Origin of the sequence: Pseudovibrio sp. JE062 (assembly GCF_000156235.1) — a bacterium.
GTDB lineage: Bacteria > Pseudomonadota > Alphaproteobacteria > Rhizobiales > Stappiaceae > Pseudovibrio.
In genome coordinates this window covers 225,614-240,907 of sequence record NZ_DS996809.1, presented here as the reverse complement: position 1 = coordinate 240,907, position 15,294 = coordinate 225,614, and the positions used below count along the sequence as shown (strand labels likewise).

Here is a 15,294-nt window from a genome sequence, read left to right as displayed (position 1 = left end):
GACAATTTTTACGTATTTTCGGTGTTTTCTACCTCTGATTTGTTGAGCCAAGAAGTTGATATATTAAAAGGATTCTCAACAATCCTACCCCTTGCAACAGGTGCCGGATAGGTAAGCGATAAAAAAGTCAGGCTCTGAATTTTTTTTCAATTAGATGGCGAAATATATCTGCTTTAGTCTTGTGCCTGTCACAGTTATGGGCAATTGTACCGAGCGTGTTCTTGGGAGGTTTGCGCGGATATAGAGATTCTCGCGTAGCCGTCTCGTTAAATTGCTTGGGGCAATTGAAAAAAGGCAAGACCTATGAAAAAGCATCTCTTGGGCGCAACTGCGCTTTTGTTGTCTTTTGGCGTTTCTGCGCCGGCTATGGCAGAATTTGATCTTACAATTTTGCATACGAATGACATTCATTCGCGCATTGAGCCAATCACCAAGTATGACTCTGGCTGTAAAGAAGAAGACAACGCGGCAGGCAAGTGCTTTGGGGGTATCGCCCGCGTTGCGACGGCAATTAAAGATCGCCGTGCAGCACATGAAAACACAATCCTTCTGGACGCTGGTGACCAGTTCCAGGGTTCTCTGTTCTATTCCTACTACAAAGGTCAGGCTGCTGCTGAGTTCGTAAACGCTCTGGGTTACGAAGCAATGGCTGTTGGCAACCACGAATTTGACGATGGCCCAGAAGCTCTTCGTAAGTTCATGGATGCAACCAACCTGCCTGTTCTGCTGGCAAACGCTGAAGTTTCCAAAGACGAACACCTCGCAGGTCAGCTGATCTCTACAACCATCATCGAAGTTGCTGGCGAAAAAATTGGCGTTATCGGCGTTCTGGCTGAAGACACTGACGAAACCTCCAGCCCAGGTGAAAACGTACACTTCACTTCCACAGTAGAAGCTGCAAAAGCTGAAGCTGCTAAGCTGGAAGCAGAAGGTATCAACAAGATCATCCTTCTCTCCCACGTTGGTATCACTCAGGATAAAGTGCTTGCTGCAGAAGTTCCTGGTGTTGACGTGATCGTTGGTGGTCACTCCCACACTCTGCTGTCCAACACTCAGAAGCGTGCGAAGGGTCCTTACCCAACATGGATCGATGGTCCAGAAGGTAAGCCAACTCCAATCGTTCAGGCATACGCCTACGGTAAGTTCCTTGGTGAGCTGAAAGTTAAGTTTGACGACGACGGTAACCTGCTTGAAGCTGTTGGTGAGCCAATCCTGCTCGACGCAAGCGTTGCTGAAGACGCAGAAATCAAAGCTCGCGTGAAAGAACTGGCTGTTCCGCTTGACGAAATCCGCAATGCTGTAATCGGCTCTTCTTCTGAAGCTATCGATGGTTCCCGCACCACCTGCCGCGCGCAGGAATGTCAGATGGGTAACCTCGTTGCAGACGCAATCTTCGCTGCTACCAAAGATCAGGGCATCGAGATCGTGATCCAGAACGGTGGTGGTCTGCGTGCATCTATCGATGCCGGTGACGTCACTATGGGTGAAGTTCTGACTGTACTGCCATTCAAAAACACTCTGGCAACCTTCGAAATGGAAGGTAAGTACATCAAAGAAGCGCTTGAAAACGGTCTGTCCAAGCTTGAAGAAGGCGCTGGTCGCTTCCCTCAGGTTGGTGGTCTGAAGTACTCCTTCGATGCATCCAAGCCAGCTGGTGAGCGCGTTGTTGAGCTGACACTGACAGACGGTTCTGCAGTTGATGCAGACAAGGTCTACAAAGTAGCAACCAACAACTACATGCGTGGCGGCGGCGACGGTTACAAGATCTTCGCTGAAAAAGGCATGAACGCATACGACTACGGCCCAGGCCTTGAAGTTGTTGTTGCGGACTACCTGAAAGCACAGGGTGGCGCATACAAGCCATACGTTGATGGCCGCATCACCGAAGTAACTGCAAAATAAGCAGATCTTGCTTAGCAGATGATTTGAAGCCGGAGGTTCTGCCTCCGGCTTTTTTCATGCCATCCTTTCCGGCATCAGAACCACCATTCTCTGCTGCGCTTCCTATTGTTCTTTGCAAACAGGGACTTGCATGAAGCAGCGGGAAGCCCTTACAACTATGTGGGTTCCAAATCTCAAGAGGCGCGTGGACGTGGGCAATCTAGAGCAAGAGCAGCAAAAGCTCATCGACAGGTTCCATGCGCAAAAGCCAATCCGCTCATGGTCTATGATCATCTCCATCTTTGGCGACTGCGTTGCTCAACGCGGCGGAGAGCTCTGGATGGGCAACATCACCGAGATCATGCAGATGATCGGCATAAACTCCGGTGTCGTCCGCACAGCCATGTCACGCCTTGCCTCCGATGGTTGGCTGGAACGCACCCGCATAGGCCGCAACTCCTTCTACCGCCTCACCAAAATGGGCCGCGAAGCCTTTGGCCAAGCCACCCCGCGCATTTACGCCCGAGGCCCAGCCAAGGGGAATGGCAGCTGGATCACTGCGATTCTGAGCGAAGGTGATGACCGCGCAGACCGCCGTGAGCAGCTGATAGAGCAAGGCTACGGCGTCATTGCACCCAATGTGCTGATCAAACCGGACAATGGGCAAGGTGCTCCCAAGTCCTCCAGCAAGATCGTCTACATGCAGTCAAAAGCCCCGGCAGACAAAGCGCTGCAATTGGCTCGACAAGCCTGGAACCTGGATAGCCTGCAACAAGGTTATAGTGAGTTCATCGAGAACTACCACGGTCTCCACGCATGCCTCTCAGAAGCTTCAGGAAGCGAGCCGGTCATCTCGCCAGAAGATGCGCTGGTCATCCGCATCATGCTCATCCACGACCTGCGAAGGCTCGTTCTAAGAGACCCTGAGCTGCCTCTTCAGGCCTTGCCAGACAATTGGGCAGGAAGCATCGCCCGGGAGCTGGCGGCAGGCATCTACAGCGCATTGAGAGACCGCGGTGAGATCTGGCTTGATTCTTACGCCAAGAATGCAGAGGGCACTTTGCCGCCTCCTGAGCCTGCTTTTTTTGAACGGTTCCAACCTTTGTAATCATTAGTGAATTTAGAATTGTCCTAAAATGCACCCTTAAATGTTACAGAAAAAACTTGTGAGAATGATATTCTGTGACATATTGAAGCGGAGACGAACATTGGTGTGCTCTTGGGAGGGACGTAACCTATGTACACGCAAGCATTGAACAACCCAGCTGTCGAAGCCGAGGTTGAGGACGAAGAGAAGCTTGCTGCTTTTCAAGCCCGTATTGATCGCGAAGAGAAGATTGAACCCAACGACTGGATGCCAGCAGCCTACCGCAAGACGCTGGTCCGCCAGATCTCTCAGCACGCGCATTCTGAAGTGGTTGGCATGTTGCCGGAAGGAAACTGGGTCACTCGCGCTCCATCCCTGAAGCGCAAAGCCATCCTGCTTGCCAAAATTCAGGACGAGGGTGGCCACGGCCTATACCTCTATTCCGCCGCAGAAACCCTGGGTGTTTCACGCGAGGAACTGGTGGATCAACTGCTCAGCGGTAAGGCCAAGTACTCTTCCATCTTCAACTACCCAACTCTCAACTGGGCGGATGTTGGGGCTGTTGGCTGGCTGGTGGATGGTGCGGCCATCATGAACCAGATCCCGCTCTGTCGTTGTTCTTTCGGACCTTACTCCCGTGCGATGATCCGCATCTGTAAGGAAGAAAGCTTCCACCAGCGTCAGGGCTACGATCTTCTCGTCGCCATGATGAAAGGCACCGCAGAACAGCAGGAGATGGTGCAAGACGCCGTTAATCGCCTGTGGTGGCCAGCGCTGATGATGTTTGGCCCCTCCGACAAGGACAGCAAGCACTCTGCAGCCAGCATGAAGTGGAAAATCAAGCGCTTCACCAACGATGAGCTACGCCAGAAGTTCGTGGATGCGACCGTGCCACAGGCAAAGGTTCTGGGCATCACGCTGCCGGATCCGGACCTCAAGTTCAATGAGGAAACAGGCCATTGGGAACACGGCCAACCGGACTGGGACGAGTTTTACAACACCATTCAAGGCAATGGCATCTGCAACAAGCAGCGGATGAAAGACCGCATCAAGGCGCATGAGGACGGTGCCTGGGTGCGTGAGGCTGCGCAGGCGTACGCTGCAAAGCAAGCCGCAAAGAAATCAGCTGCTTAAGGGAGGGCGGAACATGAGCGAACAAGCAACACCACTTTGGGAAGTATTTATCAGAGCGCGCAATGGCATGTCTCACCGGCATGCGGGCTCAGTCCACGCAGCAGATGCAGAGATGGCACTTCAAGCTGCGCGGGATGTATACACCCGCCGCGGCGAAGGCCTCTCCATCTGGGTTGTGCCGTCCGCAGAGATCGTAGCAAACGATCCGGATGAGAAGGGCGAGATGTTTGAGCCAACAGCCTCAAAGATCTACCGCCACCCAACGTTCTATGAGCTCCCTGACGAAGTCGCGAATATGTAAGGAGGCCATGATGAAAGATCCGGCACTATTTACATACTGCATGCGACTGGCAGACGATTCCGCAATCCTGAGCCAGCGTTTGAGCGAATGGTGTGGCCATGCTTCTCACCTGGAAGAAGACATCGCACTCACCAACGTTGCACTCGACCTGATCGGTCATGCCCGCGAGTTGTACACCTATGCAGGGCAGATCGAAGGTAAGGGCCGCGACGAAGATGCCCTGTGTTTCCATAGGGTTGAGCGCGAGTTCACCAACCTTCTGCTTGTTGAGCAGCCTAATGATGACTTTGCTTATGCCATCATGCGCCAGTTCCTGTTCTCCGCGTTCATGCATCCTTTCTGGGAAGCCATGATGAAATCGGAAGACGAGCTGCTAGCCGGTCTGGCAGCCAAGGCAGAAAAAGAAGCAGCCTACCATCTGCGCCATTCTGCCGAGTGGGTGATCCGTCTGGGCGACGGCACCGAGGAAAGCCACAACCGCATCACTGATGCGTTGGAGTTCCTCTGGATGTACACCGGCGAGATGTTCGAGTGTGACGAAGTTGTATCATTGCTTGTCGCAAAAGGCATTGCCGTAGATCCCATGTCTATCAAGCACTTATGGGATGAGACAGTGAACACCGTGCTGGTCCGGGCCAATCTGGAACGTCCAACTGAAAGCTGGATGCAAACCGGTGGCCGCAAGGGCGAACACAGCGAGCATCTGGGGCATATCCTGTCGCCAATGCAGTACCTGCAGCGCTCGTTCCCGCAAGCCCAGTGGTGATCGGGAGCTAACCCATGGCAGTTGCAGCGAAAATTCTGAGATCTGAACTGGACCAAAAAGCCTGGGATGCGGTGTGCGATGTACCGGATCCCGAGGTGCCGGTTCTGACCATTGAGGACCTTGGTGTTCTGCGCGATGTGCGCGTGCAGGCGGATGGCTCTGTGCAAGTGACCATCACACCAACCTACACCGGTTGTCCGGCCATGGGCATGTTCGCTTTCGATATTGAAGCAGCTCTGCTCAACGCTGGATTTGACAAGGTGGAGGTGAAAACCGTCCTCAATCCGGCCTGGACCACAGATTGGCTCTCAGAAAAAGCGCGTGAAAAGCTAAGGGCTTACGGAATTGCACCACCCAATGGCAAGGCCTCGCGTCGGGCTTTGTTCGGGGAGGAGCATGTCCGTTGCCCCAAGTGCAACTCTGCCAACACCAGTCGTATTTCCGAATTTGGCTCAACCGCTTGCAAGGCACTGTATCGCTGCAACGATTGCTCTGAGCCTTTTGATTATTTCAAGTGCATCTGACCGGTTCAGGTGCAAGGGAGGAAACCATGTCGCCACGGTTTCATAGATTGAAGATCAAGTCAGTCCATCAGGAAACGGAGGAGGCTGTCTCCATCGCCTTCGAGATACCTGCGGACCTGAAGGAAGATTACTCTTTTATTCCAGGGCAGTACCTCACACTGCGCGAATTTATCAACGGTGAAGACACCCGCCGTTCTTACTCTGTTTGCTCCTCTCCAAAGGACGATGACATCCGCGTTGCGATCAAGAAAGTGGAGGGGGGCCGCTTCTCAAGTTTCGCGCTCGACCATGTGGCTGTTGGCAACGAGATTGACGTGATGACCCCAATGGGCCGTTTCAATCTGCCACGAGGAACCACTGAAGATGCAAGGGTTTACGCCGCTTTCGCAGCAGGGTCCGGCATCACGCCGATCATGTCCATGGTGCAGGCGGTGCTGGAAGATGAGCCGAACAGCCATTTCTTCCTGTTCTATGGCAACAAGAACTCTCAGAGCGTGATTTTCAAGGACCAGCTGGACGACCTGAAGGACCGCTTCCTTGATCGCCTGAGTGTCTATCATGTTCTGTCCCGCGAAGAGCAGGAACTGAACCTCTTCAATGGTCGTTTAACATCTGAAAAGATTGAGGAATTCATCACCAAGACTGTCGGTGAAAACAGCATCGACCACGTGTTCCTCTGCGGTCCCGGCGACATGATTGAGGCAGCCAAGCAGACCTGCCAGAACCACGGCATCCCGCTGGATCACATCCATAACGAGCTGTTCGTTCCAGCAGACGGCGGCGATCCACACGCAGCCCATAAAGCCAAGGATTCCAGCGCTGTAGACCACAACGCCAAAGTCTCCATGATTGTCGACGGAGCCCGTCACGACATCACGTTGGAGCCGGGCGAGACCATCATTGACGGCGCTCTGCGCGCAGGCATTGAGGCACCATTCTCCTGTAAGGGCGGAATGTGCTGCACCTGCCGTGCGAAGGTCGTTTCTGGCGAAGTGGACATGGCCGTGAACTATTCTCTGGAACCATGGGAAATCGAAGCAGGCTACGTGCTCACCTGCCAATCCAGACCAAAAACAGATGATGTCACAGTCGATTACGACGACATCTGATCAGACAAACCACCTGTTTGCGTTGGTTTGAAAGGAAAAGCCGGAATTTGCGTTATTCCGGCTTTTCTTGCGTTTATATGTCAGCGTCGTGCTTTCAGGCCGCCTCTGTCGTTGGCACCGGGAACACCAGATCGTAAGCCCAGTTGTAGACGAAGGCGTAAACCAGAAAGAACACCGCAAAGCCGATATCAAGCAGCAATGCCTGAATGAAATTCATCTGCAACCACCACATGATTGCAACGATGCCGAAGCCGAGCAGTCCGGCTTCAAACAGGATCGCATGCACAACGCGCAGGGCGATGGTTCTTGGCTGGGTACCACGGTTGGCCACATACCAATTGTCGAAGAGCCAGTTGTAAACAAAGTTCCAGCCCATGGCGATCAGGGACATGATCAGTCCGAGAACACCGATCTCTGCGAGAGAATGACCCGTAATCCAGCTTCCGAACACCGCAACGATTGAAAGAGCAATCCCTTCAAACAGCACGGAGTGCCGAACTCTGTCCCAGAAACTTCTCATGCCACACCTATCTATCTAAGTAGCTTTCTGGATAGATATATTCAAACTATCTTTCTGGCAAGGTTTAATTTAGAAAACCGGTAGAGTTGTGATGAGGATCTCATGTCAAAAGCCTACCCAATGGGCAAAGCCCTTGAGCTAATGCGCCAGAACTGGCCGGAAGCTGTCTCCGTTGAAACCGAGCTGTTTCTCAGCATGAACCGCTTCGCCGAAATCCTTGACCAGAACTGCACAAAAGAATTGGAAGTCTACGGCCTGACCAACGGCGCCTTTGAAGTGCTGGTAGCCCTGCGTGGCCGCCCAGAGCCCTGGGAAATGTCCCCCAGTGATCTGTACCGCGCACTGCTGATGACATCAGGTGGCATGACTAAAATTCTCAAGCAATTGGAAGCAGATGGCCTTATCACGCGCATCGACCACGACACCGACAAACGCAGCAAAATCGTGCGCCTGACAGAAGCGGGCAAAGCCACCGTCGAAAAAGCCATGGACAGCGTCATGGCCGGCGACCGCCGCGTGATCTACCAGAACCTCACCAAAGAAGAAGTCCAATCCCTCCGCGACACACTCCTCAACGTAGTCGTGAAGCTGGGGGTGTAGGGGGGCAAAGATATCCCTCGTCATGCTGTTCATGGAAAATTAAGCGCGATAGCTTTCTGGCCTGTTTACCTCAAGACATCTGGCATAAACCTAAAATTGTTTATTAAGTCATTTTGGGATTACGCATGTCAAAACTCTCCCGTTTTGGGATCGCAATTTTATTTGTAGTAATTGCCGTTCCCATTTTCATTGCAACGCCTTACGGCGCACGCCATGTGAACACGTTGGCTGCGAGAAGCGTGACAAACGGAAACTACACGGTACCGTTTTATGTTTTTCGGTATTTGAGTGTCTTCAATAATTTGGATGCGCTGAATAATTTGGGTGTGCTTCACATCCGAGGGCTTGGAGTTAAGCGGAACCGCCAAACTGCACAGTACTATTTCACAAAAGCAGAAGCACGAGGCCACGTCGTTGCAAGGTTCAATTTAGCGAAGACCCTTCCGTCGCGTTCCAAAACCCTAGAACACATCCTACGTGCGAAAATTCATCTCCTGTTGGCAAATGTGAGTTTGGGAGATATCCCCTCGCATCTACTTCTCGCTGATACTTTGTATTTTGTGAGGGTGGAGAAGATACTGGCAAACCACAAACAGAAGAAATTGGAAGTTCTGAAAGTTGCGGCTGAGACCGATGATCCGGACTATTTGCGCCAGTATGCTGAAGAACTGGAAGTTCAGGGTTTCGTGCTAGAGGATGCCGCAATGATTGCCAATGCAATCAAAATGTATAAGCAAGCATATCAGCGCGGATCCATAGTGGCAGCGGAACGGCTCGGTAGCGTTAGAAACATAAGAGATTGGGATTATCCCGTAAGTCGTGCAGATCTACTGGAGTATCCTAAAGCTGAGTGGACACGTATAGCTGCAAAGAAGGGAAGAATTGCTGCAGTTTGTAAAGCAGGCTTAACTGGCTTTGGGCCTATGAGAAAACTCATCTCTCAAATGAAGCCATCTGCATTTCTCAACTCTTCAGATAACCAGATGGCGTCATTTCTTGAGGCTACTGATGCAGGAGTGTTGAGAGAAAGTCTGATTTTTTTTGATTGAGTGCGGAAAAGCAAAGAAACTCTCTTTTCCCCCAAACCCTCCTTTCGGAAGCCCTGCGCTTTATATCCGGAAAATACGTGGAAGTGTTCCAAGTCTCTTGGATAGCCCTAAACAAGCAAATCTGATGCTAGGTGTAATGTACGGGCTTGGTATCTATGTTGAGAAAGATTTGGAACTTGCTAGGAACTACCTAGGGAAACTAGGTGGCCTTGAAAACTGGGAGGCTGCTCAGTTTTGGACCGAAAGTTTTGCAGAGTAAAAACCGGCATCATCAATGAGAAATGCCATGCATAGGCAAAGACCCCGCAAGCAAGCAGCTAAATGCGAGGCCCTTAAGTTCGAACACCTAACTTGATACCAGCTACAACCTACCCAGTACCACCCGGACCATCCTTCGCATAGTTGATCAGGGTCAGGGCCTGATCTGCGGAGAGGCGGGTGGTGGGGTTGAGTTTGAGCAGGCCGATGATGGCTTCCTTCATGTTTTGTGGAACACCTGCCAGATGCCGTTCCAGCAGAATGCGCAACTGGTTGGAATCTGTGTTGGCACCATTGCGGAAGTCCGTCAGGTCCTCTTTGAGAAGATTTGCAGTGCGGCTCCCGGCAACAGCTGTCACCAGCAAGATTCCAGCGGACCACGCGTCGATCTTCTCGCTCAGGTTTTCCTTGTTGGGGCCGGGGTTCTTGGCTTCCGGCGGCATGATATCCGGGGTGCCGCTCAGGTCGAACCCATCAGGTTCGCCTTCACCTGTACCGGTTGCCACGCCTTCATGGGCGGTGGCAAGGTCATAGTCGATGATGACCGGCACCTCATCACCTTCCTCGCGGAACATGATGTTGTCGGGCTTCAGGTCCTGATGGACGATGTTGCGCTTATGCAGGAAGGACAGACCATTCAGCAGCCCGTTAGCGAACGCTTCGGCCTGTTCCTCAGGCATACCACGTTCCTCTGGGATACGCTCTGTCAGGTTTCCGCCTTTTAGCTTCTCCATCACCATGTAGGGCTCTTCCTGTTCGGTGATGCCGGTGCCTTTGATCTGAGGGATGTTTTCGTAGCCCTTTGCTTCATCAAAATCTGCCAGTGCCGTCAGGATTTTCGCTTCATGTAAAAGCTGCGGAATGCCGATATAGGTCAGTGGCTCTCCCGCTTCCACCTGCACCGCATTGGGTCGCTTCAAAACCGCATTTTCCATCTCTGGGAAGTCTTGAAGCACACCTGTTGCACCATGGGCAAGAACACCCGGTTGATCGTGTTCCCCATCAACGATAGGGGGCGGAACATGTTGGTTCATGCGCAGGCTGTGCCGTGTTGCGCGATAGCGGTTGCCATACTGGCGGGCATCTCGTCCGCGCTGAGGCACCATCTCAATGCCTGTTGGCACACTGTCCGGTTCAATCACCAAAGTGCCATTGCGTTTTCTCTGAACGCGAATAGGGCTGCCTTCCTTGGGCTCGTCGCTATAGACCGGTTCCGGCTCCTGTGGCTCCGGCTCTTGCGGCTGCGGCTGCGGCTGCGGCTGCGGCTGTGGCTCTGGTTCCTGTACCTGAGGCTGCTCTTCCGGCACAAAGTTCGGGTTGTTCTGCTGCATCAGCGCAAGAGCCTGCTCAGCTGTCAGGCGCTCGCCCACCTCAACCCGCATCATGCCTTTGATGGCCATTTTGATGTGCTCAGGCGCAGTGCCTAACCGACGATCCAGAGCTTCATCAACAACAGCCTGATTTCCCTCGGCCTGTCTGGCTTCCTGCACCAATGCCTGCTGGCTTTGCTTGCCAATCACTGCCGCTGCCAGACAAAGCCCGCCAGTCCATGAATCTGCCTTTGGCGTGATCTTGGCCAGATTGATCTGCTGGCCTTGCTTTTCCGGAGGCTGGATGTTTGGTTCGCCATCCCGCTCGTAGCGGAACTCCTCATAATCATCCGTTGCTGCCGCAATCCCCTCTGTGGCTGAGGCCGCGTTGAAGTCGATGATTACCGGCTCAACACTGCCCTGATCACGGAACATGATATTGTCGATCTTCAGATCCTGATGGATCACATTGCGGTTCTGCAGGAAGGAAATACCGGAAAGCAGCCCTTCCGCAAACTGATCAAGCTGCTCTGGAGGCAGACCTTCATTGGCAATACGATCATCCAGCGTACCGCCTTTCAGGTTCTCCATAATCACGAAGGGCTCGCCGCCACCGGTCACGCCAGAACCTTTCACCTTGATGATGTTCTCAACGCCTTTGGCACCTTCAAACTCCCCAAGAGCAGACAGGATAGTCGTTTCGTGGATGATCGACTCCATGCCAAGGAACTGCTGGTTCTCTCCCTCACCAAAACTGTAAGGGCGCTTGATGACAGCGTCTTCTATGTCGGGGTAGGTCTGCAGATATCCCGTACCACCACGGCCTAAAGCTTGCTGTGCCAGAGCATCCCCCTGAAGCGGCGGTGTGATCTTGCCTTCCACATCGGTTGAGTATCTGGTCGGCGCGTAAACGGCGTGACGCACACCATCCAGCCCTGCACCATGAGCTGTGGCGATGGTGCGAGGCACGGAGTAGGGATCAATGACCATGGTGCCATTGTCCTTGTACTCCACCTGCATCCGGCTGCCTGCCTTAGGCTGCTCATTGGGGCGGTTCTGCATGGGAACAGCCAGCGGCGGCATCATGGGCTGGCCCGGTTGAGGGGGCTGCTGTACATCGGCATCGTTGACCCGCACCTCTGGTGGGGCCTGGTTCTCTGGTTGTCCAACGGGTCTCTCACCTGCCAGATCCGCTGGATCAAACTGCAGGTTCAACTCCTGCCCCATGGCCTGTATCCAGTTTTCATGGTCTGGAGCAGGGTTTTCATTGGGCTGTTGTTCGTTATTGTTGCCAGGAGCCATAAGCTTGCCCTTCTTGCCGACAATCTTAATCAACTAGCCAATTATGACTCGCAGCGCTCACTGCAGAAATAATAAAACCAAGGAACACGATCTATTGTTATCAGCCCGATAACGCAGGCAGCGACTATCGATTCAAGTTTGCATCTGATCTGAGATGTATCGCATGCGATAGGTGCTGTATTAGGCCATGAGGGAAGGGAGTAGGAATGCTGGAAACACCTATCCAAACACCCCGCTGCATCCTCGCCAAACCAACACCCGCCGATAAACCAGATCTCATAAAGCTGTTCTCTAACGAGAAAACCAGAGAGTTTCTGGGCGGAACGCAAAGCGATGCAGCAATTGAAGCTCGCTGTTCAAGCGTAATGGGTGCAACGGAAGTGTATCATGCAATCGTGTATGCCAGAGCTACAAACAACTTCCTCGGCCTGCTCACGCTGGGCTCCTATCATGACCGCGCGTACCACGAGATCTCCTATGAGTTCCTGCCGGAGCACTGGGGGCAGGGATACGCAGAAGAAGCCCTCAAAGCCTTCCTCCCCATCGCTATGGAAAACCTGAAGCTCACAACCATCCTCGCCGAAACCCAACTCCAAAACACCCGCTCTATCCATCTGCTCCAAAAACTCGGCATGAAGAAAATCCGGCAACTGGAACGGTTTGGTGAACTGCAGGGTGTTTATGGGTTTGACAGTCGTTCAACAAGCAGTTCACGAACTGCCTCTTCCGAATGTTGAAAAGCGGAACTGTCTCTTGCTAAGCGGAGAAGGGATTTCTATTCTCAGCGGACGGCTCAGTCCAAGCCTCCGCCCTCCAGTTCGGGAAGCATCGCACATGTAGGACTTCAGGATCAGAACCAATCTGTTCGGGCAAGTGCATAAGGAGGGGTTGCAGTTTGTGCTCTGAAGAGAGGGTTCTTCAATGAAACTGTCCAGTCCTGTTCATCAGCTTAAAAGACAAGCAAAGTTAAACGCCCGGGCCACCGGTATTCCGTTGCATCTGGCGTTGGATGAGCTCGCTCAAAAGGAAGGCTACAGCAGCTGGAGCCATCTGTCCGTCTCTGGTTCACGCTCAACGCGTGCGCAGCAGTTTCTTCGCCAGTTGGATGCTGGTGATCTGGCACTGATCGCTGCAAGGCCGGGACAGGGCAAAACCTTGTTTGGGTTGGAGCTGGCTATTCAAGCCAACAAAGCAGGGCAAGAAAGCCACTTCTTTACGCTTGAGTATACGCCCGCAGATGTTTTGAAGCGTGTTTCCCAGCTTGGTTACAATCCAACAGCTAAAGACACAGCGTTCCAGCTAGATTGTTCCGATGATATTTGCGCCAGCTATATCGTGAATAAGCTTAAATCTGCACGTCCAAACACACTCGTGATCATCGATTACCTGCAGCTGCTGGATCAGAAGCGGCAAAATCCAGAACTCGCCACACAGCTTGTGGAGCTCAGAGAGTTTGCTCAAAAAACAGGTGTCATCATTGCTTTGATTTCACAAGTCCAAAGGGATTTTGATCTTTCAATGAAAGCCTTACCGGACCTTGCAGACGTGCGTCTTCCCAATCCGGTTGATCTGACCAGCTTCACCAGGACGTGCTTTCTCCATAACGGTGAAATCGCGTTCTAAGACCTAGGCTACACCGCATCACAATGCAAAGCAGCTGCCTCAAACATAAAGCGGCAGCTGCCTTCAATCGTGTTGGAGACTACCCCAGCATCCCGGCTGCTTTCACGGCCTTCACGGAATCCCGTTCTTCCATCAGTTTCTGGAATGCGTGGAACTTTGGAAACGGCGTGATGTCGACCTGATCGCCTTTGAGCCAGGTGCTGACCACGTAAAGGTAGGCGTCGGCGATGCTGAAGGTCTCGCCAAGCACGTAAGGGCCGGTGACGATGTTCTCTTCCACATATGCGCAGCAGGCTGTCATGGTTTCCGGCACTTTGGCGCGCATGTCATCCCAGCTGGATTCCTTATCCGCCCAACGGGCACCGCGCAGCTTGTGGGCGTGGTTCACGTGCATGGTGGACGCCAGATAGTACATGGCCTCGCGCATCTTGGCGGCCTTGTAAGGATCAGAGGGCTTCAGGCTCGCATCCGGTGCAAGGTCGGCAACGTAATCCAGCAGAGCACCAGCTTCCGTCAGAATACCATGGTCTGTCACCAGAACAGGCACACGGCCTTTCGGGTTCACCTCCAACAGCTGCGGACGGCTGACCTCCGGGTTCTTGAAGTCGATTTTGTGCGTGGTGTACGGCACGCCGGATTCTTCAAGGGCAATGGCAACGGCAATCGAGATGGTGCCGGGAGCGTAAAACAGTTTCATAGATCACTTGCTTGGCTGAAATGATAGGATGCTTGCACACTATACGTAGCATCCCCAACCTGCAATTGAGGTTATTGTGACCAGCACTTAAGCTGGCATCCTTTAGAGCGTATTCCCGAAAAGTGGTTCCGGTTTTCGGATAAGAATACGCGTTAAAACAAAAGGTTAGAGCTGGATGCGTGAATGCAGATGAACGCAACCTGCTCTAGCGTCGATAAAGCTCGCCCTGCATATCTGGCCGCAAATCCATCAGCGCATCTGCCAGAAAGTCCACAAAGCGGCGGATACGCACGGTCTTGCGCAAATCAGCATGCAGCACGATCCAGAGAGTTTGCCCGAATTCCAGCGGCGTACCGGGCACACGGTACAGGTCAGGAAAGTACTTCTCAAACACCACCGGCATTGGTGAGATGCCACAACCTTCCCGAAGCATCTGTAGCCGCATGTATCCATCAGAAACGCTATGCCGCACATCTGCCTGAGGAAAGGCGGACTGCGAGATCCAGTTGCTGAACGGGCCATTCTCCGGCCATCCTATCCACGATAGACCTGCACCTTGTGGGCCAGCCTTTGCAAACGTAGTGTCGATGTAAGCCTTGCTGGCATAAATGCCCATCGCCATAGGATAGAGCTTGCGGGCAACCACGTCGCCGCTCACATCATAGGCGGCTCGCAGTGACACATCCGTCTCGTCCTTGTTGATGTTCTCAACCGCAGAGGTCAGTCGCAGCGCCACCTGAATATCCGGATAAGCTTCCTGAAAGCGACTGATGATCGGTGTAATCACATCATAGGCAAATGTGGGTGTAACGGAAAAGCGAAGCGTTCCGGCCTCGGTCTTGTCCAGCCCTTCAACCCGTTTACGCGCATTGATGATCACCTGCTCGGCCTGTTCAGCAAACGGCAGCACAGCCTCGCCAGCCTCTGTCAGCTTGAAGCCCTTGGTGGAACGCACAAACAACGCCACACCATAACTCGCTTCCAGCGCCTGAATATTGCGGTTGACTGTGCCGTAATTGGTGTGAAGCAGCTCTGCCCCGGCCCGCAAACTGCCAGCCCGCGCCACGGCGAGAAAGGCGGGCATCAGTTCCCAATCAGATGACTTCATGAATGCTCTACTGTTCCTCTCAAGT

Annotated in this window: 15 protein-coding genes; 11 read left to right on the top strand and 4 right to left on the bottom strand. The window is 52.9% G+C overall.

The features are described from left to right. Positions 1-303: 303 nt before the first annotated feature. From PJE062_RS13495 to paaE, 7 genes are all read left to right on the top strand, one after another. Positions 304-1,902, top strand: a complete 1,599-nt coding sequence (locus tag PJE062_RS13495) for a bifunctional UDP-sugar hydrolase/5'-nucleotidase (RefSeq protein WP_008550091.1) — start codon at positions 304-306, stop codon at positions 1,900-1,902. A gap of 130 nt (positions 1,903-2,032) precedes the next feature. After that, a complete protein-coding gene (locus PJE062_RS13490) occupies positions 2,033-2,989 on the top strand; it encodes a PaaX family transcriptional regulator C-terminal domain-containing protein (protein WP_208982305.1) in 957 nt (318 codons plus the stop codon). A 129-nt stretch (positions 2,990-3,118) separates the two neighbouring features. Next, positions 3,119-4,102: a 1,2-phenylacetyl-CoA epoxidase subunit PaaA gene (gene paaA / locus PJE062_RS13485; RefSeq protein WP_008549981.1), complete on the top strand. Its 984-nt coding sequence runs from the start codon at positions 3,119-3,121 to the stop codon at positions 4,100-4,102. A 13-nt stretch (positions 4,103-4,115) separates the two neighbouring features. Beyond that, positions 4,116-4,403: a 1,2-phenylacetyl-CoA epoxidase subunit PaaB gene (paaB, locus tag PJE062_RS13480; RefSeq protein WP_008549827.1), complete on the top strand. Its 288-nt coding sequence runs from the start codon at positions 4,116-4,118 to the stop codon at positions 4,401-4,403. A 7-nt stretch (positions 4,404-4,410) separates the two neighbouring features. Continuing rightward, positions 4,411-5,169, top strand: coding sequence for a 1,2-phenylacetyl-CoA epoxidase subunit PaaC (gene paaC / locus PJE062_RS13475; RefSeq protein WP_037036917.1), 759 nt, complete (start codon positions 4,411-4,413; stop codon positions 5,167-5,169). A gap of 14 nt (positions 5,170-5,183) precedes the next feature. Beyond that, positions 5,184-5,693: a 1,2-phenylacetyl-CoA epoxidase subunit PaaD gene (paaD, locus tag PJE062_RS13470; protein ID WP_008550025.1), complete on the top strand. Its 510-nt coding sequence runs from the start codon at positions 5,184-5,186 to the stop codon at positions 5,691-5,693. A gap of 26 nt (positions 5,694-5,719) precedes the next feature. Then, positions 5,720-6,802 (top strand): 1,2-phenylacetyl-CoA epoxidase subunit PaaE, encoded by a 1,083-nt coding sequence (gene paaE / locus PJE062_RS13465; RefSeq protein WP_008549932.1) that lies wholly within the window; start codon positions 5,720-5,722, stop codon positions 6,800-6,802. A gap of 94 nt (positions 6,803-6,896) precedes the next feature. Here paaE and PJE062_RS13460 read toward each other — a convergent pair whose 3' ends face one another. Continuing rightward, positions 6,897-7,322, bottom strand: a complete 426-nt coding sequence (locus tag PJE062_RS13460; protein WP_083417083.1) for a PACE efflux transporter — start codon at positions 7,320-7,322, stop codon at positions 6,897-6,899. Positions 7,323-7,424: 102 nt separating this feature from the next. Here PJE062_RS13460 and PJE062_RS13455 point away from each other — a divergent pair, with 102 nt between their 5' ends. Continuing rightward, positions 7,425-7,922 (top strand): MarR family winged helix-turn-helix transcriptional regulator, encoded by a 498-nt coding sequence (locus tag PJE062_RS13455; RefSeq protein WP_008549720.1) that lies wholly within the window; start codon positions 7,425-7,427, stop codon positions 7,920-7,922. Positions 7,923-8,047: 125 nt separating this feature from the next. Further along, a complete protein-coding gene (locus tag PJE062_RS13450; RefSeq protein ID WP_008549975.1) occupies positions 8,048-8,971 on the top strand; it encodes a sel1 repeat family protein in 924 nt (307 codons plus the stop codon). A 368-nt stretch (positions 8,972-9,339) separates the two neighbouring features. Here PJE062_RS13450 and PJE062_RS13440 read toward each other — a convergent pair whose 3' ends face one another. Then, positions 9,340-11,874 carry a protein kinase gene (locus PJE062_RS13440; protein ID WP_157039164.1) on the bottom strand — a complete coding sequence of 845 codons (2,535 nt, stop codon included), beginning with the start codon at positions 11,872-11,874 and terminating at the stop codon, positions 9,340-9,342. A gap of 173 nt (positions 11,875-12,047) precedes the next feature. Between PJE062_RS13440 and PJE062_RS13435 the strand changes: the two genes are divergently transcribed. Together PJE062_RS13435 and PJE062_RS13430 are read left to right on the top strand one after the other, a co-directional pair. Further along, complete coding sequence (locus tag PJE062_RS13435) at positions 12,048-12,578, top strand: GNAT family N-acetyltransferase (protein WP_008549774.1); 531 nt, start codon at positions 12,048-12,050, stop codon at positions 12,576-12,578. A gap of 184 nt (positions 12,579-12,762) precedes the next feature. After that, on the top strand, positions 12,763-13,464 hold the full coding sequence (locus tag PJE062_RS13430) for a DNA helicase (RefSeq protein ID WP_008550002.1): 702 nt from the start codon (positions 12,763-12,765) through the stop codon (positions 13,462-13,464). 79 nt (positions 13,465-13,543) lie between these two features. Here PJE062_RS13430 and PJE062_RS13425 read toward each other — a convergent pair whose 3' ends face one another. Then, positions 13,544-14,161, bottom strand: coding sequence for a glutathione S-transferase family protein (locus tag PJE062_RS13425; RefSeq protein WP_008549929.1), 618 nt, complete (start codon positions 14,159-14,161; stop codon positions 13,544-13,546). Between the two features lie 205 nt (positions 14,162-14,366). Beyond that, on the bottom strand, positions 14,367-15,269 hold the full coding sequence (locus PJE062_RS13420; RefSeq protein ID WP_037036910.1) for a LysR family transcriptional regulator: 903 nt from the start codon (positions 15,267-15,269) through the stop codon (positions 14,367-14,369). Positions 15,270-15,294 lie beyond the last annotated feature (25 nt).

What these genes read in the sequence shown, in the direction of transcription:
- paaB (WP_008549827.1), top strand. Translation starts at nt 4,116, where the DNA reads ATGAGCGAACAAGCAACACCACTTTGGGAAGTATTTATCAGAGCGCGC.
- PJE062_RS13495 (WP_008550091.1), top strand. Translation starts at nt 304, where the DNA reads ATGAAAAAGCATCTCTTGGGCGCAACTGCGCTTTTGTTGTCTTTTGGC.
- paaC (WP_037036917.1), top strand. Translation starts at nt 4,411, where the DNA reads ATGATGAAAGATCCGGCACTATTTACATACTGCATGCGACTGGCAGAC.
- paaD (WP_008550025.1), top strand. Translation starts at nt 5,184, where the DNA reads ATGGCAGTTGCAGCGAAAATTCTGAGATCTGAACTGGACCAAAAAGCC.
- paaE (WP_008549932.1), top strand. Translation starts at nt 5,720, where the DNA reads ATGTCGCCACGGTTTCATAGATTGAAGATCAAGTCAGTCCATCAGGAA.
- PJE062_RS13430 (WP_008550002.1), top strand. Translation starts at nt 12,763, where the DNA reads ATGAAACTGTCCAGTCCTGTTCATCAGCTTAAAAGACAAGCAAAGTTA.
- paaA (WP_008549981.1), top strand. Translation starts at nt 3,119, where the DNA reads ATGTACACGCAAGCATTGAACAACCCAGCTGTCGAAGCCGAGGTTGAG.
- PJE062_RS13490 (WP_208982305.1), top strand. Translation starts at nt 2,033, where the DNA reads ATGAAGCAGCGGGAAGCCCTTACAACTATGTGGGTTCCAAATCTCAAG.
- PJE062_RS13450 (WP_008549975.1), top strand. Translation starts at nt 8,048, where the DNA reads ATGTCAAAACTCTCCCGTTTTGGGATCGCAATTTTATTTGTAGTAATT.
- PJE062_RS13420 (WP_037036910.1), bottom strand. Translation starts at nt 15,269, where the DNA reads ATGAAGTCATCTGATTGGGAACTGATGCCCGCCTTTCTCGCCGTGGCG.
- PJE062_RS13460 (WP_083417083.1), bottom strand. Translation starts at nt 7,322, where the DNA reads ATGAGAAGTTTCTGGGACAGAGTTCGGCACTCCGTGCTGTTTGAAGGG.
- PJE062_RS13425 (WP_008549929.1), bottom strand. Translation starts at nt 14,161, where the DNA reads ATGAAACTGTTTTACGCTCCCGGCACCATCTCGATTGCCGTTGCCATT.
- PJE062_RS13455 (WP_008549720.1), top strand. Translation starts at nt 7,425, where the DNA reads ATGTCAAAAGCCTACCCAATGGGCAAAGCCCTTGAGCTAATGCGCCAG.
- PJE062_RS13435 (WP_008549774.1), top strand. Translation starts at nt 12,048, where the DNA reads ATGCTGGAAACACCTATCCAAACACCCCGCTGCATCCTCGCCAAACCA.